Below are 24,598 nucleotides of genomic sequence, written 5' to 3' on the forward strand. Positions count from 1 at the left end.
GTGGTGGTATGCGGGTTACCGTGCCCGCATGCAGACGAACACTCCGTCACGGAGCTCGATCCGACTGACGCGCCGGGGCCGCCTCGCCCTCGCGGCGCTCGGGGCCGTCGTGGCCGGCACCGCCGTGGCGGTGCCGCTGCTGATCATGAACGGCGACGACGACTCCCGCCCCACGACCCTGGTGATCCCGGAGGGCTGGCGCGCGAGCCAGGTGTACGCAGCCGTCGACAAGGTCCTCGACCTGCCCGCCGGCACCACGAAGAAGTCCCTCCCCGAGGCGGACCTGAAACTGCCCGACGAGGCCGGGGGCAACCCCGAGGGCTACCTCTTCCCGGCGACCTATCCGCTGAAGGAGAAGGCGACCCCGCAGAAGCTGCTGTCCCGCATGGTCGACACCGCCGACAAGAAGTTCAACGGAGCCCCGATCGCCGCCGGCGCGCAGCGCAACGCGATGAACGTCTACCAGGCGGTCACCGTAGCGAGCATCGTCCAGGCGGAGGCGGCCACCAAGGCCGACATGGGCAAGGTGGCCCGGGTGGTCTTCAACCGGCTGGAGCGCGGGATGCCGCTCCAGATGGACTCCACCGTCGACTACGCCCTGAACCGCGGGGCGCCGCGCACGACGGCCGTCGACACCGGGATCGACAGCCCCTACAACTCCTACCGGCGCATGGGACTGCCCCCGACGCCGATCGACAACCCCGGCGAGGACGCGGTGCGTGCCGCGATCAGCCCGACTCCGGGCGACTGGCTCTACTTCGTCACCGTCAAGCCGGGCGACACCCGCTTCACGGCCGACTACGCGGAACACCAGCGCAACGTCGCCGAGTTCAACGCGCAGGGCGAGAAGGCGAGCGAACCGTCGAAGAAGTGAGCGGCGCGCCCCCGGCCGTCATGCCGCGACCCGCTCCTCCCGTGCCGGCAGCCGCCTGATGTCCCGCACCGCCGCGCGTCCGGCCCGGTTGGCGCCGATGGTGCTCGCCGAGGGGCCGTAGCCGACCAGATGGATCCGCGGGTCGGCGACCGCCCGCGTGCCCTCGACCTGGATCCCGCCGCCCGGCTCCCGCAGCCGCAGCGGGGCGAGATGCTCGACGGCGGGGCGGAAGCCGGTCGCCCACAGGATGACGTCGGCCGCCACCCGCCGCCCTCCCCCAAGCTCTCGGCTGCGCTCGAGCAGGGGGGACCCCCATGCCCATTCCACGCCGTCGGGCGTGATCCGGTCGAACATGGGCTGCCGGTCGAGCACACCGTCCGCGAGCCCCCGGCGGATCGCATCGTTAAGCGGCAGCCCCGTCACGGAGACGACACTGCGCGGCGGCAGACCCCGCCGCACCCGCTCCTCGACGAGCGCCACGGCCGCCCGGCCCGCCTCCTCGTCGAAGGGGCCCTCCCGGAAGACCGGGGGCCGCCGGGTCACCCAGGTCGTGGCCGCCGCGTACGGCGCGATCTCCAGCAGGTGCTGGGTGCCCGACGCGCCGCCGCCTACCACGACCACCCGCTGCCCGGCGAACGCCTCCGGCCCCGGGTACCGCGCCGTGTGCAACTGCCGCCCCCGGAAGGTCTCCCGGCCCGGACAGCGCGGCCAGAACGGCCGGTCCCAGGTGCCGGTGGCGTTGATCAGCGCCCGCGTCGACCAGTCGCCGTCCGAGGTCTCCACCAGCAGCCGTCCGCCGGACCCCTCGCGCACCGCCCGTACGTCCACCGGACGCCGTACCCGCAGGTCGAAGGTCCGCTCGTAGCGGTCGAAGTACTCGCCGATCACCTCGGAGGAGGCCCGCGCCGGATCGGCGCCGTCAAGCTCCATGCCGGGCAGCGCGTGCATCCCGTGCACCTTGCCGTACGTCAGCGACGGCCACCGGAACTGCCAGGCGCCACCGGGGCCGGGGGAGTGGTCCAGCACCACGAAGTCGCGCTCCGGCTCGAACCCGGTCCGCCGCAGGTGATAGGCGCTCGACAGTCCGGCCTGCCCGGCGCCTATGACGACTACCTCGACCTCGCGCATGTTGTTCACGTTTCTACCAACCGCACGGAGGCCGTGGATCTTCCCGTCGGCGCTCCCGCGGGAACCCCGGCGCATGGGCCAGGATGGAGCACATGTCCGATGCCTTCACCACCCGAGTCCTGACCCTCGCCACCGGCTCCGACGAGAGGGTCGTCGACATCACCGGCGACTGCGAGTCCTTCCTGCGGGAGACGGCGGCCGGCCGGGACGGCCTGCTGAACATCTTCGTGCCGCACGCCACGGCCGGGATCGCCGTGATCGAGACCGGCGCCGGCAGCGACGACGACCTCCTGTCCGCCCTGCACACCCTGCTGCCCGCCGACGACCGCTGGCAGCACCGCCACGGCAGCCCCGGCCACGGCCGCGACCACGTCCTGCCCGCCCTCGTCCCGCCGCACGCGACGCTCCCGGTGGTGGACGGACGGCTGGAACTGGGCACCTGGCAGTCGGTGTGCCTGGTCGACACCAACCGCGACAACCCCGACCGCCGGGTACGGCTGAGCTTCCTCGGCTGAACCGGGCCTCCACGGGCCGGACTCCACGGATACGCGGTCGACGCGAAGCCGACCGCGGAGCCCGCCCGGTGGCCGGCGGCCACCGGCTGTCCGACGCGGCGGAGAAGGCGCTCACCGTCGTCGGTGAACCCGGCACCGCTGTCGTGCCGTACAGCGGCGGTCCCGGCCTGGAAGTGGTGTTCGGGATCGACGGCGCCCCCGACCGAGGGGGTGCGCGGCGGGCGCCGGCGGCAACGCCCAGCGTCCCGCCGTGAGCCGGCCGGGACGGACGCCCGTCCGGCCGCGGCTCGTTCACGGCCGGGGCCGGGGAAACGACTCCAGTGCGGCCGCCAGGCCGGAGGCGTCCGTGCCGATCTTGCGGTAGACCGCTGAGAGCAGATGGCGTACGCCCTGCTCCGTGAGGCGCAGCCGCCCGGCGATCACCGCCGTGGACGCTCCACGGACCGTCAGCTCGGCGGCCTCCCGTTCGGGCGCGGTGAGTGTGTCCGTCTGGGCGTAGCGCAGGGGCAGCGGCCGTAGTCCGGCCGCGGCGAGTTCGTCCCTGGCCCGTTCCGCCAGCGCCTCCGCGCCGCAGTGCACGGCGCCCTCCAGCCCGCGGTAGAGGCGGTCGGCGGCCTCCTGCAACTGCCCGGTACGGGACAGCGCCGCCCCGTGGCCGACCAGGGCGCGGGCCAACTCGTAGGCAGCGGGCGACTGTTCCAGGTGGCCGACGGCCTCCGCGTGCAGGTCGAGCGAGGCCGGACCGCCGGTCACCTCGGCCAGGGTGTGCACCGCCTGCCCGATGGCCGAGGCCGCCCCGAAGTCCCGGGCCCGCTTGACCGCGTCCTGCGCGTGCCGGACCGCCCGGTCGGGTGTGGTCCGGGCGAGCGCGGACGCCAGCCCCGACTGCCAGGCGCACCAGGCGGGATTGCGCCACTCCCGCCCGTCCAGCCAGTCCCCGACATCGGAGAGCAGCGCGGCGGCCTCGTCCGCGCGGCCCTCCGCCAGCAGCAGTTCGGCGTACACCGTGCGCGGATCGGGGTAGATGACGGCGTTCGGGACCAGTCCGCCGTAGCGGTAGTGGTCGGCGATCCGGCGTGCCGCCGCCGTACGCCCGCGGGCCAGCAGCGTCTGGATGAGGATGCCGACGGCGAACCACTGGGCGGGCACCGCCCCCTCCACCCGGTCGGCGATGCGCAGCCCCTCCCGGACCAGGTTCTCCGCCTCGGCCAGGGAGCCCCGGCGGTAGCGGATGTACCCGGAGAGGGTCTGCCCCAGGGCGAGATGGGAGCCGCGCCAGCCCTTCGCCTCGCACTCCGCCATGCCCTTGCTGAACAGTTCCTCGGCCCGCCGCGGCCGGTCGGCGTACAGGAACACCATCGCCACCGCCACCGGCACCTCGAAGCCCCGGTTCTCGTCGGTCCAGCTCAGCCCGCCCCGCAGGGCCCGCTCGGCGTACTCGAGGGCCGTCTGCCGCGGCTCGCCGCACACCACCGCCTCCCAGGCCCGCAGGCCCAGGATGTACCGCTCCTCCAGACCATGGCCGGTCACCTTCGCGGCCAGCCTGGCGAGCCTGCGCGAGCGGGCGACGGGATCCGGCTCGTCGGTGCGGTACGAGCTCCACACGAAGTGGTCGGCCTGCATCCGCAGCCTGATCCGGGGGTGCGGGGTGCGCCGCGCCTCGTCGGCGGCGACGGCCGCGGCCTCGGCCACCTCGTCGATGTGCGCCAGCGCCTGCGTGAGCCGGTACACGATGGACGCCCGCAGCTCCGGGTCGATGTCGGGCTCCGCCAGCGCCTCACGGAGGTGCGCGACCGTGGCCGTGGGCTTGATGAGGAAGGTGGAGGAGGCGAGTTCGTGCAGCAGCTCGGCGCGCTGCTCCGGCGGCGGCGGCTCCTGGAGCGCCCGGGTCAGCAGCCGCCGGGCCGCTTCCGGGGCGCCGGCGCGCATGTACTCGCGGGCGGCCTCGCGCAGACACGTCACCGCCTCGACGCGACCGTCGCAGGGCACCTCCAGCAGGTGCCGGGCGGCCGCCGCCGGCCCGAACCCGGCGGCGCGGATGGCCTCGGCGGCCCCGTTGTGCAGTCCGACCCGCAGCGCCGGGGCGATGGAGCGGTAGACGGTGGTGGCGATCAGCGGGTGGACGAAGGAGAGTCCGTCCCCGGTCCCGTCGTCCTCGGCCAGGATCCGGGCGGCGCGCAGCCGCTCCGTCGCCTCGGCGGCCGCCTCACTGCCGACCACGGCGATGGTGGCGGCGAGCTCCTGCGACACGGACTCGCCGAGCACGGCCGCGGCGTAGGCGAAACGGACGGTGGACGTCCCGAGGGCGCGCAGGCGTTCGATCAGTCCGCGGCCCTTGACCGCCGCGGCGAGGTCCCGCATCACGCGCAGCTCGTGCCGGGTGCCCCGCAGATTGCGTTCGCCCAGGCGGATGGCGAGTTCGACGGCCTCGAACGGACTTCCCCCGGTGGCCTGCCGGCATTCCTCGCAGAACTCGTCCTCGGCCTCGTCCCCCACCTCGTCCCTGACGATCCGCGCCACCGCCTCGGAGGTGAGCGGCTTCAGCGCGTAGGGGCGGGTGCCGAGGCTGCCCGGCAGGGCGCGCAGCGGCTCCGCCTCGCGCGGCAGGTCGTCGGGCCGGTGGGCGAGGACGATCAGCAGCGGCAGGTCCGCCACCCGGGGTGCGAAGGAGGTGAGCCAGTCGAGGGACTCGACGTCCGCCCAGTGCAGGTCGTCGAGCAGCAGCACCATGGGTGCCTTCCGTGCGGCGAGCCGGGTCATGACCCAGTCCAGGCCCTCGCGGACCCCGGACGGGTCGGGCATGTGGGGGCCGGGCCCCGCCTCCAGGCCGAGCGCGGTGGCGACGACGCCGTACCAGCTGCCCAGGAACGCGCGGAGCTCGCCGCCGTCCATCGCGGCCAGCGGGGGCTGGAGGAGCCGGCGCACCACACGGAACGCCAGCTCCTGCTCGTTCCGGCCGCCGCAGCCCGACAGCACGGTGAACCCCTGGGCCAGCGCGCGGGAGCGGGCCTGCGTCAGCACTGCCGTCTTGCCCATCCCGCCCGGGCCGGTGAAGACGAGGAGCCCGCCGCGCGGCACCTGTGGCACCCCGTCCCGGGTGTCCCGCAGGGCCGCCAGCGCCTCGTCCAGTGCCCGGAGTTCCCGTCGGCGCTCCAGCAACGGCCGGGACTCGGTGACATGCTGCCGCCGCTCGATCACCATGTGCCGTACCGCTTCCTGTCGTTCGGCCAACGGGTGGCAGACGAGCGTATGCCTGTCGCGGCGCACCGTGTCCGTCTTACGGTACGACCACGACAGGACGGGTGAATCGAAGGCGGCGACGGCTTGAGGCATCCCTCCTGCGGGTAGAGGCGTTCGAATGGATCGCGCCCGGGGGCGCGGGCCCGTGGCAGCACCCGGGTCAGGCCGGGGCCGCCGCCGTGTCGGCATAGCGCGGGACGGTGCGGGACCAGTGGCAGCACCCGCGGATCCAGCCGGCCATGCCCTCCGCGTAACCGACGGCCGAGGGACTCAGCCGCGGCCTGATCTCCTCGAAGAGGCCGACGAACTCGTCGATCGCGTGGTTGATCTGCCGGATCGCCAGCATGACGGCGACCGGCAGGGAGCAGCGGTGGGCCCGCTGGTGGGCGAGGGCCAGATTGATCATCCCGCCGGCCCGCCGTTCCTTCACCGCGGAGTACAGGTCGGGGATCCACACCGCCGCGTCGGCCGACAGCCGGGTCAGCCGCCGCATCACCGGGTGGTACAGCTCCGCGTCGGACAGTTCGCACGGCTGGGCCGCCTCGCACAGCGGATGGAAGGGCTCGACCCCCGCGGTCAGCGACCGGATCGACGTGCACAGTCCGGTCGGCAGCGGGGCGGTGTCGGCCTGCGCCACCGCCTCGTAGAGCAGGCCGTGCACGTACTCACGGCTCTTGACGGCCCAGCGCGCGGCCTGGGCGGGCGTGCACCGCTCGCGGACCTGCCGGTGGAGATCGGCCAGGGCGGCGCCGAGCGGCGTCGACGGCGACGCGTCGTCCCGCAGTACGGCGATGCTCTCGTCCAGCATGGGCAGCAGCCGGCCGGGTCCCTGCCGGCCCACCTCCTCCGCCCGGTCGTCGAAGACGAATTGATAGGCGATCTGATTGGCGACGATCTGCAGCAGACCGGAATCCATCTCCGGGCCGTTGTAGGAGGCGAGCTGGGCCGGGCGGGTGCGGGCGATCATTTCCGGAACCCAGCTCTCGTCCGCCAGTCCCGTTTCCCGCAGCCACTTCTCGACGCCCGCCGTGACCTGGTGTTCGTGCGGATTGGTCCGGAAGGGGAACGGCATGTGCAGATGGGCGTCGATCAGGTCCCTGAGATCGGAGCCGGGAATTCCACGCAGTGGGCCGGCCGTGATGTCCTCATGTGTGGTCGACAAGGCTGTCACCCGCCCCTCGGGACCGCCGGCCGAGCCCGTCACCGCGCGGTTCGCAGATCATCCGCAGCGACCTGGGGCCCAGCGTCACCGCGGGGCGCACCGGCGCGACGGGCCCCGGGGGGTGCCGCAGCCGCCAGCGCCGGGCGATGGTCGCGACCGCCACCGTGCTCTGTGCCATGGCGAAGGAGTCCCCGAGGCATTTCCGGCTGCCCGCGGAGAACGGGACCATCGCGCCGTACGGCTGGGCGGTGTGCTCGCCCGACAGCCACCGCTCGGGCCGGAACCGCTCGGGGTCGGGGAACGACGAGGGCGCGTGGTGCAGCAGGTACGGGCTGTAGAGAACGGTGGTCCCACGCGGCAGGCGGCGCCCGCCGAACTCGACGTCCCTGGTGGTGGACCGGGTGAAGAGCCAGCCGGGCGGGGAGTGGCGCAGGGTTTCGCTGATCACGGCCCGGGTGTAGGGGAGGCGCGGCAGATCGCCGGAGGTGGGGAGGGTGCGCCCGGCCAGTACGGAGTCGACCTCGGCGTGCAGTTCGCGCTCGGCCTCCGGGTGCTGTGCGAGCAGGCTGAACGCGGAGGACAGGCCCAGGGAGGGGCTCTCCGACCCGGTGAGCAGCAGGGAGACGAGCTGGTCGTGCACCTCACCGGGGGTCACCCCGTGCTCCCCGGCGTCGGCCGCCGCCAGCAGGGCCCCCAGCAGATCGTCGCGCGGCTCGCCCGCGCGGCGCTCGGCGATCGCCGCGTCCACGAGCCGGTGCAGACGGGCGACCGCGTCCCGGTACCGGCGGTTGGCGGGCAGGGGCACCCGGAACAGGGCGTCGACCGGGACGACCGTACGCACGAACAGTCCGTGGACGATCCCGGCCAGGCAGTCCCGTACCTCGGCGGCCCTCGCCGCGTCGAGCGAGTCGGAGAGGAGGACCCGGCTGATCGCCCCCGTGGTCAGGGCCATCATGGCCGCGCTGACATCGACCTTCCGCCCCGCCCGCCACGCGCGGCACACCGACTCGGCCTCCTCGCCCATCGCCCCCGTCAGGCCGGTGACGCGGGACGGGCGGAAGGCGGGCTGCAGCAGTCTGCGCTGCCTGAGGTGATCGCCGTGCGGGCAGGTGACGACCCCGTCACCCATCAGGGCCCGGAGCCGCTCGTAGAGGGGGCCGCCCTTGTCGAAGGTGCGGGTGTCCCTGAGCATCTCGTGGACCAGTCGCGGGTGGCACGCCACCCAGGCACGCATCGGACCCAGGCGTATCTCCACCAGATCGCCGTAAGCGGACAGAGAATTCAGGAACTCCAGCGGGCGTCGGAACAAGGCGATACCGTGGCCGACGGACGGGAATATGCCCGGCGCGATTCCCGACCTCCAGGCCGGCACCGGTTCATGAACGCAATTGCTCATCGAATACCACCTGTCTCGAGCGACACAAACGGAATTCAGTGAGTCCACATATGCGAGTCCACATGCATGGGGCACTCGAACCTTGTCCTGCCCGTACCGGACCGGTACCCGACGTACCCCGTCCCGTCGCCAAGGGGGCGCACGGGTGCACGGGGGAGCGCAGGAATTCAAGCGCGCGCCTCGACGAAACGGGCGAGCCGGGCCAGTGCCGAGCGGGTGCCCGCCTCGTTGTCGGCGGCGGGCACCGCGTCGGGGACGCCTTCGTGGACGATCAGCACATCCGTGCCGCCGTCGGCCTCGGTGAGCGTGGTGGTGATCGTCATCGTGCCGCGCAGTCCGGGGTCCTCGGTCTCGAACTCGAGTATCTCCACCACCAGTTCGCCGGGCACGAGCCGTGCGAAGCGGCCGTGGTAGGTGTCGGTGTGCGGTGACGACTTGCCGACCGCACCGGGCGAGTCGTAGATCAGGGAGACCCGGAACCCGCCGCCCTCGCGTGCCTCGAACGCGTGCACCTCGCTCCGCATCCCCGGCGGCACCCGCCACCACGCGACCGCCTCCGCGCTCACCAGCGCCCGGTGGACGGCCGGAGGGGGAGCGTTCACATGTCCTGAGACACGGGTCGTGTACATGGTCCCATCGTGCCGCGACGAGGAAGCCCCCGCGAGGAGCGGGGACACCCTTTCACTCCGCGCCGCGGACGACGGCGACGGGACAGTCGGCGTGGTACAGCAGCGCCTGGCTGACCGAACCGAGCAGCATCCCGGTGAAGCCGCCGTGACCGCGGGCCCCGGCCACCACCAGTTGGGCCTCCCGGCTCGCGTCGAGCAGCGTGCGCCGCACCCGCGCCCGCTCCAGCCGCAGCTCCACGGCGACCCCGGGACGGGCTTCCCCCCGCCACGGCGCCACCGCCTCCTCCAGCAGTCGCTGGTGCCGCTCACGGAGCCGGTCGAGATCCACCACCACGTTCAGCGGATCGGCGGGGCCCTCGTACGGCGTCGGCTCGCTCCAGGTGTTCCACACATGCGTCGCGACCAGCGGCGCCCCGCGCAGCGCGGCCTCGGCGAAGGCGAAGTCCGCCGCCGCGGCCCCGGCCGGCGAGCCGTCCACGGCGAGGAGCACGGGCCCCTCGGGACCGGGACGACCGCGGACCACCATCAGCGGACCGTGCCCGTGCGCGGCCAGCTGCACGACCGTCGAGCCCAGCAGCAGATCCCCGAACCCACCGCGGCCCCGCCCGCCGACCACCGTCAGCACCGCGTGCCGCGACTCGCTCCGCAACACCGTCAGCGTCTCACCGGACGCCACGGTCCTGGCCACCTCCAGCCCCGGCGCACGGTCGCGGGCACGCTGTTCGGCCTCCGCCAGAACACCGTGGATCATCGGGTCGAGATCGGCCGGGCGGCTGAACGCGTGCACGATCCGCAGCCGCGCGCCGCGCAGCAGGGCCTCGTGCGCCGCGACGTCGACCGCGGCGAGACTGGACGGCGAACCATCCACTCCTACGGCCACCGTGTCGTTCACCACTCGCTCCCGTCCCCGGTGATTCCTCCGGGTACCCACGGGCGGGAGCGCGTACCCGCCCTTCCGGCCTGCGGCGATACGGTCTCCCCGGAAATCCTCGGCTCCGTCGCGCCCCCTGTCCATCCGTGACAACACCCATGTTCCGGCCGAATGGCGGGATGGCACCATTGCCCCTGTGGGGGTGGATCACCCGTGCCGTCCGACGGCACGGCCGGCCCCCCGCATCGGACGACATCGACAAGAGAACCGGGAAGGGGACGGGCTGTGCCTGCTCCACGGATGAGCGCCACGCCGCTGCCGGGCATCGGCGTGAAATACGACCTCACCACGCGTGAGCACGAGCACCTGTCCGTGATCGCGCACCGCGACGGTGCCCGTACGGTCAACGTCTACCGCTCCGACGACCCGGACGCCTGCGCCCGCTCGATGCGGCTGACCGTCGCCGAGTCGGCCGCGCTGATCGACGCGCTCATGCCCGCGCACCACAGCCCCAACCTGCTGCACACCACCGACCTGGGGCTGGTCGCCGAGCGCATCGAACTGTCCGCCGTCTCCCACTGGAACGGCCGGCTGCTGGGCGACACCCGGATGCGCACCGACACGGGTGCCTCCATCGTCGCCGTGCTGCGGCGGGCCGAGGCGATACCGTCCCCCGCGCCGGACTTCCGGCTGGCCGGCGGTGACACGCTGATCCTGATCGGCACCCGCGAGGGCATCGACGCCGCCGCCGAGATACTCGGTCGGGAGTGAGCGCGTGCACTCTTCCGCGATCTTCCTGATCGAGTTCGGCGCGATCATCCTCGGGCTCGGCCTGCTGGGACGCCTCGCCGGACGCCTCCGGTTCTCCCCGATCCCCCTCTACCTGCTGGCCGGCCTGGCCTTCGGCGAGGGCGGGCTGCTGCCGCTCGGCGCGAGCGAGGAGTTCGTCGCGATCGGCGCCGAGATCGGCGTCATCCTGCTGCTGCTCATGCTCGGCCTGGAGTACACGGCCAGCGACCTCGTCTCCAACCTCAAGACCCAGTACCCGGCCGGCCTCGTCGACATGGCGCTGAACGCCCTGCCCGGTGCCGCCCTGGCCCTGCTGCTCGGCTGGGGCCCGGTCGCCGCGGTGGTGCTGGCCGGCGTCACCTGGATCTCCTCCTCCGGCGTCATCGCGAAGGTCCTCGGCGACCTCGGACGGCTCGGCAACCGCGAGACCCCGGTCATCCTCAGCATCCTGGTGCTCGAGGACCTGGCCATGGCGGTCTACCTGCCGATCATCACCGCCCTGCTGGCCGGCGTCAGCCTCGCCGCGGGCAGCGTCACGCTGGCCATCGCGCTGGGCGTCGCCGGACTCGTGCTGTTCGTCGCCGTCCGCTACGGGCGGGTGATCTCCCGCTTCGTCTCCAGCGACGACCCGGAGAAGCTGCTGCTGGTCGTGCTGGGCCTGACCCTGCTCATCGCGGGACTCGCCCAGCAGCTGCAGGTCTCGGCGGCCGTGGGCGCGTTCCTGGTCGGCATCGCCCTGTCCGGGGAGGTCGCCGAGGGCGCGCACAACCTGCTGGCGCCGCTGCGGGACCTGTTCGCCGCCGTGTTCTTCGTCTTCTTCGGCCTGCACACCGACCCCCAGTCGATCCCGCCGGTGATCCTGCCCGCCCTCGCGCTCGCCGTCGTCACCGCGCTGACGAAGATCGCCACCGGCTACTGGGCCGCCCGCCGGGCCGGAATCTCCGCCAAGGGCCGCTGGCGCGCGGGCGGCACCCTGGTCGCCCGCGGCGAGTTCTCCATCGTCATCGCCGGTCTCGCGGTCACCGCCGGCATCGAACCGGACCTCGGCCCGCTGGCCACGGCGTACGTCCTGATCCTGGTCGTCCTGGGCCCGCTCACGGCCCGCTACACCGAGCCCGTCGCGCTGCGCCTGACCGCCCGGCGCACCGCCTCCGCCGACACCGTGCCCGCACGGGCCACGGCGCCGGCCGCGGAGACGCTGGAACCGGTGGACGAGAGCCGCCCCGAACGCTGAGCCGCCCGGGCCGGCCCGGCACCAGGGGCCCTAGTTCTCCAGCCGTACCGGCATCAGGAGCGAGAACGTGTGCTCGTCGTCCGGCCGGCGGATCGCCAGGGGCGCCGTGGGGGCGCCGAACTCGAGGACCAGCCGGTCGCCGGACCCGGCGGCGAGGGCGTCCAGCAGGAACGCGCGGTTGACGGCGACGAGGTCCCGGCCGTCGGCACCGTCCCCGGCCAGGGCGACCGAGCCGTCCTCCGCCACCCGCAGCACGGTGAGCTCGCGACACTCGGCGTCCCCGTCCGCGCGGACGGGACCGGTGCGCACCGCCTCCCGGAAGGCCGGCACGTCCACCAGGGCACGCCGCCCGGCCGGGAGGCGGACGAGGCGCCGGTAGTCGGGGAAGTCGTGGCCGAGGCACTGGCCGGCCGTCTGCCGGTCCCCGGCCTCCAGGGTCACGCGGTCACCGTCCACGGCGAGCCGGACCTGTCCCTCCCCGTCCAGCAGCGCCCGCATCGCGTCGGCGAGCGGAAGGGGCACGGTGACCTGGACGCGGGACCCGTCGTGCCCGTCGGCGGCGGTGCGCGCCACGGCCATCCGGTACCGGTCGGTGGCCACCAGGCACAGCGCGTCGCCCTCGACGTCGAAGTGGATCCCGCCGAGCACGGGCAGCTCCGGGTCGGTGCCGGCCGCGAACCGGACGGCGTCCAGCGCGGCGGCCAGCCCGGGGCCGGAGAGGGACAGCCGTACGGCGGTGCCGGTGCGGAGCGAGGTCATGGGGTTCTCCCTGTGGTCGAGCAGGACTCGGAGCGCGGAGAACTCGGCGCGGGCATCGGACAGCCCCTGCTCCAGCCGGCGCAGGTGCGCCTGGAGGAGTTGTCGTACGAGATCGGTGTCGGCGCCCGTCCAGCCGGCCAGCACCAGTCGGATGTCGGCCAGCGGCATCCCGGCCCGGCGCAGCCGGGCCAGCAGCCGGGCCTCCTCCAGTTGCCCGGGGGCGTACCAGCGGTAGCCGCTGACCGGGTCCACCCGGTCGGGGACCAGGACACCGGCACGGTCGTAGAACCGCAGGGCACTCACGCCCAGCCCGCTGTCCCGGGCCATCTCACCAATGCTGCGCATCTCGCTCTCCACACCCGCGACCCTGGTCCCTCGACCAGGTCGAGGGTCAACCCCGGCCGGTCACCGCGCGTGGTTCCGGCTGCGGGTCCTGATCCAGAACACCACCGGTCCCACCGCGCTGAACGCGCCCGCCCACAGCAGCCCGAGTCCGAGGCGCCCCCGGAGAACGGTGTCCCCGAAGGCGCCGCCCGCCGCGAAGAGGACGGCCCGGCCGTAACCGGCGGACACCAGCCGCCGGTCGAAGAGCAGCGCCTCGCGGACGGCGTCGAAGACCACGAAACCCGCGATCATGATGACGCAGCCGAGCCCGCTCGTCCTCACCGGTCGGCTCGCCCGGCATCGTCTCGAACACGGCCAGGACGTACTGGTCGACCTCCTGCCGCAGTCCCTCCTTCGACCCGAAGTGGTGCACCACGAGCCCGGCCGACACCCCGGCGGCCCCGGCGATCTGCCGCACGGTCACCGACTCCGGCCCTCGCTCGGCGAACAGCCGCAACGCCTCGTCACGGATGACGGCCCGGGTGGTCCGGTGGTCCTGGGTCGAACGCATGTACAGCATGCTGAACGCTCGTTCAATCCCGCGCCCAGGACGGAGCTCCGCCCCGTGTACGGCTGTACGGGTGACGGCTTCACCCGACCCGGCGGACCTGCGGCCACCGGCGTACCACCGGCGCACGGGGGCGCGTTGGACCGGCATGGACAGCACTGAGACGGCGCGGCGCCTTCTCGGGCACGACGCCGCGGGCCGGTTGTACGCCGAACTCACCAGTGGGTACGGCGGTCATACGCCGATCTACACGGCCCTCGTCGCGGAGTGGCGGGCCAAGGGGTACACGGTCCCGGAGCACCGCGACGGCCTGTGGGCCTCCTTCGCCGCCGCCACGGCCGGCGAGCGCGCGACGGTGCTGCCCGTGCCCTTCCCCGTCCCGGTGCCTCTGCTGCGGCCGTCCGACGAGGACGCCGACGAGAACACCGGGGAGGAACTCACCAGCCCTCCGGACCCGCCGGCTCCGCGCTGACCGGCGCCAGCACGGCGAGCGTGCCGGTCGCCCCGCGCAGCGCCAGTTCGAGCGGGCCGGGGGCGTGCAGGGTGCCGGTGCCGTCCGGCGGGACCAGCCACTCCAGACGCCCGGCCGGCCGGTACGGCGGCGGTACGGCGACCCAGGACCCGCGGCCCACGTGCCGCACCCCGAAGCCGACCCACTCGCTGGCCGGGTCGGGCGGCAGGAAGAACCCCACTCTGCGGGCCGTGACGTCCACCAGTGTGGGCCCGGGCACCTTCAGGGGGTCGCGCCACAGGATGTCCAGGGCGAGCAGCCCGAGCCGGTCGGGAACGCTCAGCACGTCCCAGTACCGGCCCGCCGCGAGCAGCGCCGTGCCCTTGCCGTGGTCCCACTCGCGCTTGCACTCCTGCGGGTCCGTGGCCGCCGCGGCCAGCCACTCGACGGCTTGCTTCCACATGGCGCTGTGCATGTCCACCCCGGGCACGGTCGGCCGCGCCGCTGCGGGCGCGTGCGGTACGGCGGACATGCTGGTAGATATTTCTATCCACCGGAAGGGTGGCGCGGGCTGGCGTTTAGGGGGTGTCGTCGCCTTCCGCGCGCTCCGTGTTCCGCTTCTTGATCCGGGCCGCCTCCTTGCGGACCCCGGCCTGGGTGGTGCGCTCCCGCTCCAGCCACTCGGGGCGCTCCTCCTTCAGCGCCTCGATCTGCTCGGTGGTGAGGGCCTCGGTGACCCCGCCGCGCGCGAGGCCGGCGATGGACACGCCCAGCTTCGCCGCGACCACCGGGCGGGGGTGGGGGCCGTCGCGCCGCAGGTCCCGCAGCCACTGCGGCGGGTCCGCCTGGAGCGCGTTCAGCTCGGCGCGTGAGACGACACCGTCCCGGAAGTCGGCGGGGGTGGCGTCGAGGTACACACCCAGTTTCTTCGCCGCGGTCGCGGGCTTCATCGTCTGGGTGCTCTGGTGCTGCGTCATGACGCCCAGGGTATCGAGCGTGTGCGCGGTCGCCGACCACGGCCGGTAACCTGGCCAGGTGACAGGCTCGGAAGTGTCCCCCTCGTTCCGGCTCGTGTACGTACCCGGCGTGATGCCCGACAAATGGGTGCGTGTCTGGAACGAGCGGCTGCCCGACGTCCCGCTGACCCTCACGCAGGTCCCCGTCCAGGCGGCGCAGGGGCTGCTGCTGGGCGGTGACGCCGACGCGGGCCTCCTCCGGCTGCCCGTCGACCGTACGGTCCTCAGCGCGATCCCCCTCTACACCGAGCAGACGGTCGTCGTGGTGCCCAAGGACCACCTCGTCACGGCGGCCGACGCGGTGTCCCCGGAGGACCTGGCCGACGACATCGTGCTGCACCCGCTCGACGATGTCCTCACCTGGGAGAGCCTGCCCGGACGGCCCGCCCTCGAACGCCCCGCCACCACCGCCGACGCGATCGAGCTCGTCGCGGCCGGGATCGGTGTGCTCGTCGTACCGCTGTCGCTCGCCCGGCTGCACCACCGCAAGGACCTCACCCACCGGCCGCTCGAGGGGGCTCCCGAGTCGAGCGTGGCGCTGTCCTGGCCCGAGGCGGCGACGACGGACCGGGTGGAGGACTTCATCGGGATCGTCCGGGGCCGGACCGTCAACAGCACCAGGGGCCGCGGACAGCAGCCGGCACCGGCGAAGAAGCCCGCACCGGCGAGGAAACCCGCCCCCACCGCCCGGCAGCAGTCGGCCGGCCGCGGTCGCCGGGGAGGGACCGGCGGCACGGCGAAGAACCCGCGGCGGGGCAGGCCCCGCCGCGGGTCCTGACGCGGCTACCTGACCGTCGGGGACGGTGACGGCGCCGGGGACGCCGTGTTGAGGTCCTCCAACCCCTTGGGGATCTCCAGCGCGAGGACCGGCGCACCCGCCTGCGGAGCCGGCGGGGTCACCTGCTCCTGCGGCATCTTGGGCGGGCTGGTCTGCTGGAAGTTGACCTGCTCGTGATTGACCAGCCCCGTCTTCTCCAGCACCGTGATGTGGTCGAGCACCGTGTCGTTGGCCTGGTCGGCCAGCTGCCGGACCAGGGTGTTCCTGGTGTTGGCCCGGATGTTGGCGATGGCGGGGAAGATCTGCCCGTGCGTCACGCGCATGATGTTCACCGCCGTGGAGTCGAACTCCTTGCCGCTGGTGGACCTCACGGTCTCCACGAACCCCTGCTGCTGCGGTGACGCCTGGTTCGGCAGCGTGATGCCGAGCTCCAGGGAGATCTTGCGGCAGCTGGCGTCGAGCCGGCCGTGACCGACGACCAGGTGCTCGCCCGCCTCCTTCATCTCCGGAGTCGTCCCCCGCTCCATCGCCAGCAGCCCCAGCGGGTGCTCCCACAGCCCCGCCGCGCGCACCTTCACCACGAAGTCGCGGTCCGCCTCGGTCAACGGGCCGTAGTTCGTGTTGGCCACCACCCGGTCCTGCTTGGTCGAGGTGTTCTGTACGCCCAGCATGGTGGGATAGGCGAGCGCGGTGAGGGTGAGGATCATGGCTCCGCCCACGAACGCGGTTCCTGCCGTGCTGCGCGAGATGCGCATCGTGCCTCCTGGGATGTGAACGGCCCAACAGCAGGAAGTACGGACGCCGGGCGCGAGACAATCACCGTTCGGGAAAGAATTTCCGGCCGGCCTCAGTCGGCGTAAGCGGCCTTCTGCGCCGTACCCACCACCTTGTCGCCGTCCGCGCGGCTCAGCAGCCCCTCGGACACCCAGGCGTCCACGGCGGACCGCACCCGTGTCACCAGCGCTCCCTTGCCGCGGAAGGGAGCCCCGGCCCAGATCTCGTCGAGCAGCGTCGTGCCGTCGCTCCGGGCCGGGTTGGCGACTCCGGAGTCGGACGTGCCGAAGATCACACGCGGTTCCGAGCGCCGGAAGTAGACGTGCGTCGGGTCCTCGGTCCCCTCCGCGAAGGGTGCCAGCGCGATGCCGTCCAGCGTGTAGTGCAGCGGCTTGTCCGGGACCGGGGTGAGGGAGGGCAGCAGGTCGCCGGAGAGGCCGGCGTTGCCGTACAGCCCGAACCGCACGGCGTCCGGCCCCGGCCGGCGGGCGACCAGGTTGACCGGACCGTAGAACAGGGCCTGCAGGGCGGGGTCGTCGAGGGCCCGCTCCACCCGCAGCCGGAAGGGCACGGAGATCCGTACGGTGTCACCCTCGCGCCAGGTCCGCGCGACGCCGAAGTAGCGGCCGGGGACCGGAGCGCCGGGCACGGCACGCCCGTTGACGGTCACCCGGAAGCCCGCGGTCGCCCAGGACGGCACCCGCAGCAGCAAGGTGAAGGAGGCCCGGCCGCCGCCGATGGTGAGTGTGCTGCCCTGTTCCTCCGGGTAGCGGGTGGTCTGTGTGACCGTGACGCCCTTCTCGGCCCAGGTCAGCCGGGAGGCGCTGTAGAGGTTGACGTACAGGGCGGACCCGTCGGCCTTCGCGAAGTACACCGAGTCCTGGTACTTGGTGGCGCTCTCCATGCCGGTGCCCTCGCAGCAGGTCGTCCCCTGCTTGGGCGTGTAGTCGCGCACATGGCCGGGTGTCAGCCCGATGAAGTAGGTGACCAGCGGCTTCTCCGCGTCCGGCCGGTCCTGCCTGGAGCCGAGCACCTGGTTGAACAGGGCCCGCTCGTAGTAGTCCATGTACGCCGGGTCCTGCTCGTGGAAGAACAGCGTCCGGCTCAGCTTGAGCATGTTGTACGCGCAGCACGTCTCGGCGGTGGTGTCGGTGATCGTGCCCGCGATCATGTCGCGGGCCTTCCAGAACTCGCCGCTGCTGGTGCCGCCGATCGCGTACATCCGGTGGGGTACGACCATGCCCCAGAAGTTCTTCGCGGCCGTGAGGTAGCGCTCCTCGCCCGTCTCGTCGTGCAGCCGCACCAGGCCCGTGAAGATCGGGATGTGCTGGTTGGCGTGGAGTCCTTCGAGGACGTCGGTGTTCGCCGCGCAGGCGTCGATGAGCCGGTCCAGGTCGAACAGCTTGGCGAGAGCGAGGTGTTCGGCCCGTCCGGTGATCGCGTGCAGATCGCAGATCGCCTCGACGATGCCGCCGAACTCCCCGCTGGAGAACAGCCCCCACATCCGCTGCAGGGTGGCCGCCGGCAGCACGGACAGCCGCGCGTGCATCCAGTCGCACATGCCGGACGCGAGATCGAGCGCCCGGTCGTCGTCCGTGGCGAGGTACGCGTCCAGCAGCCCCCTGAGGATCTTGTGCGCGGTGTAGTACGGCGCCCACACGCGGGTGTAGTCGCTGCCGGTCATCGACTCCAGTTCGATGAACTGCGTCTCCGGGTACGCGGCGAGGAAGCCGGGATGGCTCGGCGCGCCCCACGTGCGGCGCAGGGTGGCGTCCAGGCCCCGGCCGGAGGCGTCGGCGAACGTCGCCCCGGCCGTCTCGTCGAAGGCGTACGACGCCAGATCGCCCCGGCCGGCCGAGGCGTCGGCGGCACGGCGGCCCTGCAACTCCGTGATCTCGTCGGCGGTCAGCGCCCGCGCATGGATGTTGACGTCCTCGAACGCGCCCGCGAACACCGGATCGGCGGGGAAGTCGGAGCGCCCCAGCCAGTTGTTGGTGAGGGTGCCGAGCGCGGCCGGGGTCAGCGTGATGCCCGTGCTCCGGGCCACGGCGGTGCCGTCGACGTAGAGGGTGCCGGTGCCGTCGGCGAGGGTCACCGCCAGATGGCTCCACTCGCCGACCGGCAGCGGCGCGGTGCCGTCGAGGCCCTGCTCGCCGCCCGGCCCCGACGTGGTGACGGCGAACCGCGGCACCCCGTTCGCGTTGCGGGCGGCCAGATACAGATAGCGGGTGGTGTCGTCGCCGAAGTCGAAGACCCTGGCCCAGGCGGCGTCGTGCGCGGGGCGCACCCACGCGGACAGGGTGAGTGCGGGGGAGCCGGCGAGGACGGCCGCCGGAAGGTCCACGTACTGGTACGAGCCGCGCGCGTTCTCCGCCGCACGGCCGAACCGTCCCTCCACGCTCAGCACGGCCGGGGCGCGGCGCAGCGCCTCCCGTACCTCGGTCAGGGCCCTGACCACGGTGGCGATCCGGTCCGCGAAGACCTGCTCGCCGGTGCCGCGGTACGCCTGCGCCAGCATGGTCAGGAAATGGCCGGTGTAGTGGCCGCGCAGATTGCCGTTGGCCTCCCCGTCCAGCCCCTCCCAGCCGCCGGGCGCGACCGCGCCCCGGGTGGACAGGCCGGCGTTGGCGCGGAAGACCTGGAGCAGCCGGTTCACGTCGTAGCCACGGGCGTGGTCGAGCATCAGCCGCCGTTTGCCGGCGAAGACGCCCGGTCCGAGTGTCACGTCCTCCAGCCCGAACGGCCGTACGGTCCACGCCGCCGGCACACCGGAAGCGGCGGCCGGCGCGGCGGGTGCGGCGACGGCGCGCCCGGTGGTCGCGGCGGAGACCGCGGTCGCCGTCAGGGCGGCTGCCTGGAAGAGGGTTCGTCTGGAGAGGGGCCGTGCCATGGAATGCTCCTCTGTTCGGTATAGCGAACGCTGTACGAACGATCGACCAGACGATAGGGAGGGGACGGAAAGGCGTCAACGGTGCGGGAGCGATCGGTTCCGGACGTTCGCCGAGGACGCGCGGACGGCGGGAGCCGGTCAGGAGCGCCGGGCGGAGTCCATCAGCCAGGCGTGCGCGGCCCGCGCCGTGAACTCCGCCTGTCCGCCGCGCAGCAGCAGACCGGCGGTGGCGAACTCGGGCGCGTCGGCCTGGGCGGCGACATAGGGGACGGCGACGCAGCGCATCCCGGCCGCGTGCGCCGCCGCGGCGCCCGGGGCCGCGTCCTCGACCACCACGCAGTCGGCCGGGTCCGCTCCGATCCTGCGGGCCGCCTCCAGGAAGATGTCCGGGGCCGGCTTGCCCCGCGCCACCTCGTCGGCCGACACGACGGTGCGCAGATACGCGTCCAGGCCCGTGCCGGCCAGGATCGCCCCGATGGCGACGGGCGAGGAACCGGAGGCCACGGCCATCGGCACGCCCTCGGCCGCCAGCAGCTCGACGAACGCCCGCATCTCCGGGTACACCCGCGTCGAGGCGCCGGCCAGCTTCAGGTAATGGCGGTCCTTGACCGCGAGCAGCTCCTCCACCGGGGCGGACAGGCCGTACCGCTCCCGCCAGTCGGCGAGCGTCTCCCGGGTGCTGATCCCCACGTAGCGCTCGTGTTCGGCCCAGGAGAAGTCCGGCACCCCGTACTCGGCGAGGGTCCGCCGGCCCGCCTCGTAGTAGTTCGGCTCGCTGTCCACGAGCGTTCCGTCGAGATCGAAGACGACCGAGAGGGTGCCGAAGGTGCTCATGGGGTCCAGGATGACAGGGCTCACTTCCGTGCCGTCCGGCCGATCGACTCCACCAGCGGCAGCAGCCGGTGCGGGACGCGCTCACGCAGCGCCACCTCGGTGCGGGTGCGGACCACGCCGGGCAGGCTGATCAGCTTCTGGACCACGTCCTCCAGGTGCGCGTTGTCGCGCGCCACCACCCGGGCCAGCAGATCGCCGCCGCCCGTGGTGGAGAACGCCTCGACGATCTCCGGTACGGCGGCCAGCGCGTCACCCACCTCGTCCAGGTGCCCCTGGGTGACCTCGATGTGCACGAACGCGAGGACGGGATGGCCCAGCGCGGCGGGGGAGAGGGCGGGGCCGGTACCGGTGATCACGCCCTCGCGCTCCATCCGGTCCAGCCGGGCCTGGAGAGTGCCGCGGGCCACCCCGAGGACGCGGGCGTACTCCCGCACGCTGGTGCGCGGCTGCTCCAGCAGCAGCCGCAGGATGCGGGTGTCGAGCTCGTCCACGGCCATGGGATCCGAAGTGTCCCCGTATCGGCCATTGGCACTTCGACGGCCGTAGGAATGCCGCGAACACTGTACCAATGGCTTACTCCCACAAGAGTCGGTTGAGCCACTGGTGGAAGAGATGCTGATATGGAGGGGTCGATGGCGCTGCGGACCCCGCGGCGCCTTTTTCGTGCCACGGCGCACACCAACGAGTTCCCAGGGGGCGGTACGTGCTGAAGAGGGTGTTCATGGCTCCGGACCCGGGCCGGATCCGGCTGCGCTTCGCGGCGCGGGCCGTGCTCGGCATCGGGCTGGCCGTAGTCGTCTGCGGCCTGGCCGGGCACTCGCTCACCGGCGCCGTCACCGGCGGGCTCGCCGCGCTGCTCGCCCTGTTCACCGTCACCGACGCCACCGTCCGCGGGCAGGCCGTCACCACGGCGCTGCTGCCCGCCGTCGGCCTGCCGGTGCTCGCCGCCGCGGCCGTGCTGCAGGACCACCCGGTCGCCCGTGACCTCACCTTCCTCGCCGTGGTCGGACTCGGCGTGTACGCGCGGCGCTGGGGCCCGCGCGGCCACAGCCTCGGCGTCTTCGCCTTCATGACCTACTTCGTGGCGCAGTTCCTGCACGCGAGGACCGCCCAGCTCCCCGAGCTGTACGCCTCCGTCCTGCTGTCCGTGCTCGCCGCCGCCACGGTGCGCTTCGGACTGTGGTGCTACGAGCGCCGGCTGCCCCCGGCCGTCGTACCGGCGCCGCCCGCCGGCACCGGGCTGGCCCGCGTGACCACCCGCCAGGCGGTCCAGGCGACCGCCGGCGCGGGCTTCGCCCTGGTCGTGGGCCAACTGGTGTCCGGGCAGCGCTGGTACTGGGCCGTCGGCGCCACCTGGTGGGTCTTCGTCAACACCACCTCGCGCGGCGAGACCCTGGTACGCGGCTTCCGCCGGGTGCTCGGCACCGTCATCGGCATCGGGCTCGCGCTCTTCGTCGCCGTCCCCGCACACGGGGACGGGCCGCTGACCGCACTGGTCGTCGCCGTCGCCGTCTTCGGCATCTTCTACACGGCCGCCGTGTCCTACACCTGGATGATGCTCTGGGTGACGGTGCTCGCCGCCATGCTCTACGGCCTGCTGGGCGTGCTCACCCCCGATCTGCTGGCACTCCGGCTCGTGGAGACCGCCGTCGGCGCGCTCGGCGCCGTGCTGGCGGTGGCGTTCGTCCTGCCCGTGACCACGCACAGCATCACCGACGCCTGGATCCAGCGGGCCCTGCGCTGCGTCCACGCGTGCACCGCTCAGGCGGCCGTACGGCTGGCCGGGACCGCGGACGCAGACCCGGCGCCGGTGGTGGCGGAGCTGGAACAGCTGCTCGCCCGGGTACGGCTCTCGGTCGCCCCGCTGGTGCATCCGCTGAACCCCATGCTCGGCCGCAAGCGGCGCGCCCGGCGGGTGCTCGCCCTGCTCGACGACTGCGCCCGGGAGGTCCGCGGCCTCGTCGCCGTCGCCGCCGACCCGGAGGCCTCGCACGACGCCCGGCTGGCCGCCGCCTGCTGGCGCGTCGAGGCCGCCGTCGAGGCGCTCACCGGCGGCCGGGACATCGCCGTACGGACCTCCCCGGCCGGGACGGAACCCGCCCTGGCCCATCTGCACGGTCTGGAACGCGCCCTCGCCGAGCTGGCCGCGCCGCTGCGGGCGCCGTCCGGCTCCCCGCTGGTCGGGGCCTGACGCAGCGGACGCACCGGGCGGACCTTTGGTCTAGACCTGACGTGACCGACTGCTACCGTCACCCCGGTCGGCATCGGACGAGAGGGGACAGCCGTGGCGGACGGCAGACGGCGGGCGTTCATCGGGTCGTTCACGGCGGCGGGAGGCCCGGGCATCGTCACCGCGGCCGTCACCCCCGGCAGCGGCGCACTGACCGTCCTGAGCACCGTGGACGTCGTACCCGACCCGTCCTACCTGGCCCTGTCGTCCGACGGCCGCATGCTGTACGCGGTCAGCGAGACGGCCGAGGGCGCCGTGGCCGCGTTCCGCGTGACCGCGTACGGGCCGCGGCCGGCCGGGCGACAGGTGCGGGTGGACGGCAGCGGGCCGACCCACCTCAGCCTCTTCGCCGGACACGTCCTCACCGCGAACTACGGCTCCGGCAGCGTCAGCGTCGTCCCCGTCCGCCCGGACGGCGGCCTCGCGCCGGTGTCCGGGGTGTTCCGGCACAGCGGCTCCGGCCCTCATCCGCAGCGCCAGCAGGGCCCGCACGCCCACCAGGTGCAGCCCGACCCGAGCGGCCGCTGGGCGGTCGGCGTCGACCTCGGCACCGACTCGGTACGGGTCTGCACCCTGGCCGACGGCGTGCTCGCACCGCACCGGGAGATCGCCCTGCGCCCCGGCTCGGGCCCGCGGCACCTGGCCTTCCACCCGGACGGGACGTACGCGTACGTCCTCAACGAACTCAGCCCCACCCTCGTCGTCTGCCGCTGGGACGCCGCCGACGGCGCGCTCAGACCGCTCGCCGAGATCCCGGTCCTGCCCGGTGTCCCGGCCGGCGACGCCTATCCGTCCGGGGTGGCCGTCTCGCCCGACGGCCGCTTCGTGTGGACCGCGACCCGCGGCGAGGACGCCCTGTCGGTGTTCGCGGTCGAGGGGGAGGGCAAGGCGCTGACCCCGCTCACCACCGTCCCCTGCGGCGGTCGCTGGCCCCGCGCGATCACCGTCTCCGACGGCGTCCTGTACGTCGCCAACGAACGCTCCGGGGACGTGACCTGGTTCGCGCTCGACCCGGACACGGGAGTGCCGCGGCGCGCCGGCTCGGTCCCGGTGCCCGCGGCGTCCTGCGTGGTCACCGGCTGACCGGAGCCCGAGGAGACATGACGAAGGGCCCGCTCCGGTGCGTGGAGCGGGCCCTTTCGGCGTCGTGCGGGAGCCGGCCGGGTCAGTGGGCCGGGGTGCTCTGCGCCTGCTGCGGGGCGATGCCCAGCGCGGTCGTGTACTTGGCCAGCGCCAGCTTGCCGATCGCCGGGTACGGGCCGAGCGCCTCGGCGGCGGAGCACTCCGCCTCCTTCGCGGCCTCCTCGATCAGGCTCGCGTCGATCTCCGGGCCGATCAGGTACGGCGCGAGCGCCAGCTGCTGCGAACCGGAGCCGCGCAGCTGCTCGGCCACGGAGGCGATGGAACCCTCCTGGTCCAGGGCCGCCGCCATCACCGGCACGGCGAGGCGCGCGGCGAGCAGCATGCCGGTGATCCCGGCCGCCTGCACGGCCTCGTCACCGCCCACGGAGGCCAGGATGATGCCGTCCGCCGCGGTCGCCACGGTGAACAGACGGGCACGGTCGGCGCGGGCCAGACCGGCCTCGGACAGCCGCACGTGCAGCGCCTCGGCGAGCAGCGGGTGCGGGCCCAGCACATCGGTCAGCTCGGCGGCGACACGGCTGTCCATCACGGCCTGGCGGACCTGGCGCAGCAGCGCGCTGTCCGGACCGGCGAGCAGCGGTACGACGACGGCGACGGGGCCGTCGGGCTCCTTGACGTCCATGCCGGCGGCGCGGGCCTGCTCGAAGCGGGCGGTGCGCTCCTCGGCCGCGTACGCGAGGACGGACCGCAGCGTCGGGAATTCCTCGTCGTCACCGTCGAGGTAGCCGATCCGGGCGTCCAGACCGGGCAGCTCGGAACGGGCGATGCTCACGACCTCTTCGGCGAGCGAGCGGGTGGCACTACTGGGCGCACCCGGCACGGCGAGGACGAGCGCGGGCGCGTCCTCGGGAGCCACCAGCGGCTCGGGACGGCGGTGCCGCCCCGGCTGACGGGGTCGCGGCATTCGTACTGGCAGGCCGGACGCGGGCCCAGTGGGGGTGCTCATGTTGCCGCATGTTAGTGGTTTCCCGGGCTCCCCTGTTCGGGGAGGGT

The 24,598-nt window shown here is 73.4% G+C and carries 24 protein-coding genes and 1 pseudogene; 9 read left to right on the forward strand and 16 right to left on the reverse strand.

The window, feature by feature from the left end:
- The first annotated feature begins 28 nt into the window (after positions 1-28).
- On the forward strand, positions 29-874 hold the full coding sequence (gene mltG, locus ACIA6T_RS20095) for an endolytic transglycosylase MltG (RefSeq protein WP_399447822.1): 846 nt from the start codon (positions 29-31) through the stop codon (positions 872-874).
- Between the two features lie 18 nt (positions 875-892).
- On the opposite strand, the gene ACIA6T_RS20100 is transcribed toward mltG, so the two are convergent.
- Positions 893-2,011 carry an NAD(P)-binding domain-containing protein gene (locus ACIA6T_RS20100; RefSeq protein WP_399447823.1) on the reverse strand — a complete coding sequence of 373 codons (1,119 nt, stop codon included), beginning with the start codon at positions 2,009-2,011 and terminating at the stop codon, positions 893-895.
- A gap of 83 nt (positions 2,012-2,094) precedes the next feature.
- Between ACIA6T_RS20100 and ACIA6T_RS20105 the strand changes: the two genes are divergently transcribed.
- Positions 2,095-2,517 (forward strand): secondary thiamine-phosphate synthase enzyme YjbQ, encoded by a 423-nt coding sequence (locus ACIA6T_RS20105; RefSeq protein WP_399447824.1) that lies wholly within the window; start codon positions 2,095-2,097, stop codon positions 2,515-2,517.
- Between the two features lie 68 nt (positions 2,518-2,585).
- On the forward strand, positions 2,586-2,771 hold the full coding sequence (locus tag ACIA6T_RS20110; protein ID WP_399447825.1) for a hypothetical protein: 186 nt from the start codon (positions 2,586-2,588) through the stop codon (positions 2,769-2,771).
- A gap of 37 nt (positions 2,772-2,808) precedes the next feature.
- Here the strand turns inward: ACIA6T_RS20110 and ACIA6T_RS20115 are convergent, their stop codons facing one another.
- The 5 genes from ACIA6T_RS20115 to ACIA6T_RS20135 form a co-directional block, all read right to left on the reverse strand.
- Positions 2,809-5,718, reverse strand: a complete 2,910-nt coding sequence (locus ACIA6T_RS20115) for an ATP-binding protein (RefSeq protein ID WP_399447929.1) — start codon at positions 5,716-5,718, stop codon at positions 2,809-2,811.
- Between the two features lie 199 nt (positions 5,719-5,917).
- Entirely contained in the window at positions 5,918-6,928 is a 1,011-nt protein-coding gene (locus ACIA6T_RS20120; RefSeq protein ID WP_399447826.1) for a (-)-alpha-amorphene synthase, read from the reverse strand.
- Positions 6,903-8,228, reverse strand: coding sequence for a cytochrome P450 (locus ACIA6T_RS20125; protein WP_399447827.1), 1,326 nt, complete (start codon positions 8,226-8,228; stop codon positions 6,903-6,905). Before ACIA6T_RS20125 ends, ACIA6T_RS20120 begins: the two co-directional genes overlap by 26 nt.
- A 254-nt stretch (positions 8,229-8,482) precedes the next feature.
- Positions 8,483-8,944, reverse strand: a complete 462-nt coding sequence (locus tag ACIA6T_RS20130) for an SRPBCC domain-containing protein (protein WP_399447828.1) — start codon at positions 8,942-8,944, stop codon at positions 8,483-8,485.
- Between the two features lie 52 nt (positions 8,945-8,996).
- The gene (locus ACIA6T_RS20135; protein ID WP_399447829.1) at positions 8,997-9,836 is read right to left on the reverse strand and encodes a universal stress protein; all 840 of its coding nucleotides are present in this window, start codon (positions 9,834-9,836) and stop codon (positions 8,997-8,999) included.
- A gap of 279 nt (positions 9,837-10,115) precedes the next feature.
- On the opposite strand from ACIA6T_RS20135, the gene ACIA6T_RS20140 reads away from it, so the two are divergent.
- Entirely contained in the window at positions 10,116-10,586 is a 471-nt protein-coding gene (locus tag ACIA6T_RS20140) for a cation:proton antiporter regulatory subunit (protein WP_030865659.1), read from the forward strand.
- A 4-nt stretch (positions 10,587-10,590) separates the two neighbouring features.
- The gene (locus tag ACIA6T_RS20145) at positions 10,591-11,838 is read left to right on the forward strand and encodes a cation:proton antiporter (protein WP_399447830.1); all 1,248 of its coding nucleotides are present in this window, start codon (positions 10,591-10,593) and stop codon (positions 11,836-11,838) included.
- A gap of 30 nt (positions 11,839-11,868) precedes the next feature.
- Here the strand turns inward: ACIA6T_RS20145 and ACIA6T_RS20150 are convergent, their stop codons facing one another.
- The 3 genes and pseudogenes from ACIA6T_RS20150 to ACIA6T_RS20160 all read right to left on the reverse strand — a co-directional run.
- On the reverse strand, positions 11,869-12,942 hold the full coding sequence (locus tag ACIA6T_RS20150) for a MerR family transcriptional regulator (RefSeq protein WP_399447831.1): 1,074 nt from the start codon (positions 12,940-12,942) through the stop codon (positions 11,869-11,871).
- A gap of 60 nt (positions 12,943-13,002) precedes the next feature.
- Complete coding sequence (locus tag ACIA6T_RS20155) at positions 13,003-13,263, reverse strand: hypothetical protein (RefSeq protein WP_399447935.1); 261 nt, start codon at positions 13,261-13,263, stop codon at positions 13,003-13,005.
- A gap of 61 nt (positions 13,264-13,324) precedes the next feature.
- Positions 13,325-13,639, reverse strand: a pseudogene (locus tag ACIA6T_RS20160) (helix-turn-helix domain-containing protein); the annotation flags it as partial.
- Here ACIA6T_RS20160 and ACIA6T_RS20165 point away from each other — a divergent pair.
- Entirely contained in the window at positions 13,638-13,961 is a 324-nt protein-coding gene (locus ACIA6T_RS20165) for a hypothetical protein (protein ID WP_399447832.1), read from the forward strand. The pseudogene ACIA6T_RS20160 and the gene ACIA6T_RS20165 sit on opposite strands and share 2 nt — an antisense overlap.
- Here ACIA6T_RS20165 and ACIA6T_RS20170 read toward each other — a convergent pair.
- Together ACIA6T_RS20170 and ACIA6T_RS20175 are read right to left on the reverse strand one after the other, a co-directional pair.
- Positions 13,927-14,415 (reverse strand): hypothetical protein, encoded by a 489-nt coding sequence (locus tag ACIA6T_RS20170; protein ID WP_073934862.1) that lies wholly within the window; start codon positions 14,413-14,415, stop codon positions 13,927-13,929. The two genes, ACIA6T_RS20165 and ACIA6T_RS20170, sit on opposite strands and share 35 nt — an antisense overlap.
- A gap of 103 nt (positions 14,416-14,518) precedes the next feature.
- Positions 14,519-14,917 (reverse strand): DUF5997 family protein, encoded by a 399-nt coding sequence (locus ACIA6T_RS20175; protein WP_399447833.1) that lies wholly within the window; start codon positions 14,915-14,917, stop codon positions 14,519-14,521.
- A 58-nt stretch (positions 14,918-14,975) separates the two neighbouring features.
- Between ACIA6T_RS20175 and ACIA6T_RS20180 the strand changes: the two genes are divergently transcribed.
- On the forward strand, positions 14,976-15,734 hold the full coding sequence (locus ACIA6T_RS20180; RefSeq protein WP_399447834.1) for a LysR family transcriptional regulator substrate-binding protein: 759 nt from the start codon (positions 14,976-14,978) through the stop codon (positions 15,732-15,734).
- 5 nt (positions 15,735-15,739) lie between these two features.
- Here the strand turns inward: ACIA6T_RS20180 and ACIA6T_RS20185 are convergent, their stop codons facing one another.
- The 4 genes from ACIA6T_RS20185 to ACIA6T_RS20200 all read right to left on the reverse strand — a co-directional run bounded on the left by ACIA6T_RS20185 (position 15,740) and on the right by ACIA6T_RS20200 (position 20,729).
- Positions 15,740-16,489: a DUF4142 domain-containing protein gene (locus tag ACIA6T_RS20185; RefSeq protein ID WP_399447835.1), complete on the reverse strand. Its 750-nt coding sequence runs from the start codon at positions 16,487-16,489 to the stop codon at positions 15,740-15,742.
- A 92-nt stretch (positions 16,490-16,581) separates the two neighbouring features.
- Complete coding sequence (locus tag ACIA6T_RS20190; protein ID WP_399447836.1) at positions 16,582-19,398, reverse strand: beta-L-arabinofuranosidase domain-containing protein; 2,817 nt, start codon at positions 19,396-19,398, stop codon at positions 16,582-16,584.
- Between the two features lie 138 nt (positions 19,399-19,536).
- The gene (locus ACIA6T_RS20195) at positions 19,537-20,232 is read right to left on the reverse strand and encodes an HAD family hydrolase (protein ID WP_399447837.1); all 696 of its coding nucleotides are present in this window, start codon (positions 20,230-20,232) and stop codon (positions 19,537-19,539) included.
- A gap of 20 nt (positions 20,233-20,252) precedes the next feature.
- Entirely contained in the window at positions 20,253-20,729 is a 477-nt protein-coding gene (locus ACIA6T_RS20200; protein ID WP_383341007.1) for an Lrp/AsnC family transcriptional regulator, read from the reverse strand.
- A 206-nt stretch (positions 20,730-20,935) separates the two neighbouring features.
- Here ACIA6T_RS20200 and ACIA6T_RS20205 point away from each other — a divergent pair, with 206 nt between their 5' ends.
- Together ACIA6T_RS20205 and ACIA6T_RS20210 are read left to right on the forward strand one after the other, a co-directional pair.
- Positions 20,936-22,423 (forward strand): FUSC family protein, encoded by a 1,488-nt coding sequence (locus ACIA6T_RS20205; protein WP_399447838.1) that lies wholly within the window; start codon positions 20,936-20,938, stop codon positions 22,421-22,423.
- Positions 22,424-22,516: 93 nt separating this feature from the next.
- A complete protein-coding gene (locus ACIA6T_RS20210; protein WP_399447839.1) occupies positions 22,517-23,545 on the forward strand; it encodes a lactonase family protein in 1,029 nt (342 codons plus the stop codon).
- Positions 23,546-23,627: 82 nt separating this feature from the next.
- Here ACIA6T_RS20210 and ACIA6T_RS20215 read toward each other — a convergent pair whose 3' ends face one another.
- Complete coding sequence (locus ACIA6T_RS20215) at positions 23,628-24,551, reverse strand: sirohydrochlorin chelatase (protein WP_399447840.1); 924 nt, start codon at positions 24,549-24,551, stop codon at positions 23,628-23,630.
- Positions 24,552-24,598: the final 47 nt, after the last annotated feature.

The organism is Streptomyces sp. NPDC051740, from assembly GCF_044453165.1.
Lineage (GTDB): Bacteria > Actinomycetota > Actinomycetes > Streptomycetales > Streptomycetaceae > Streptomyces > Streptomyces atrovirens.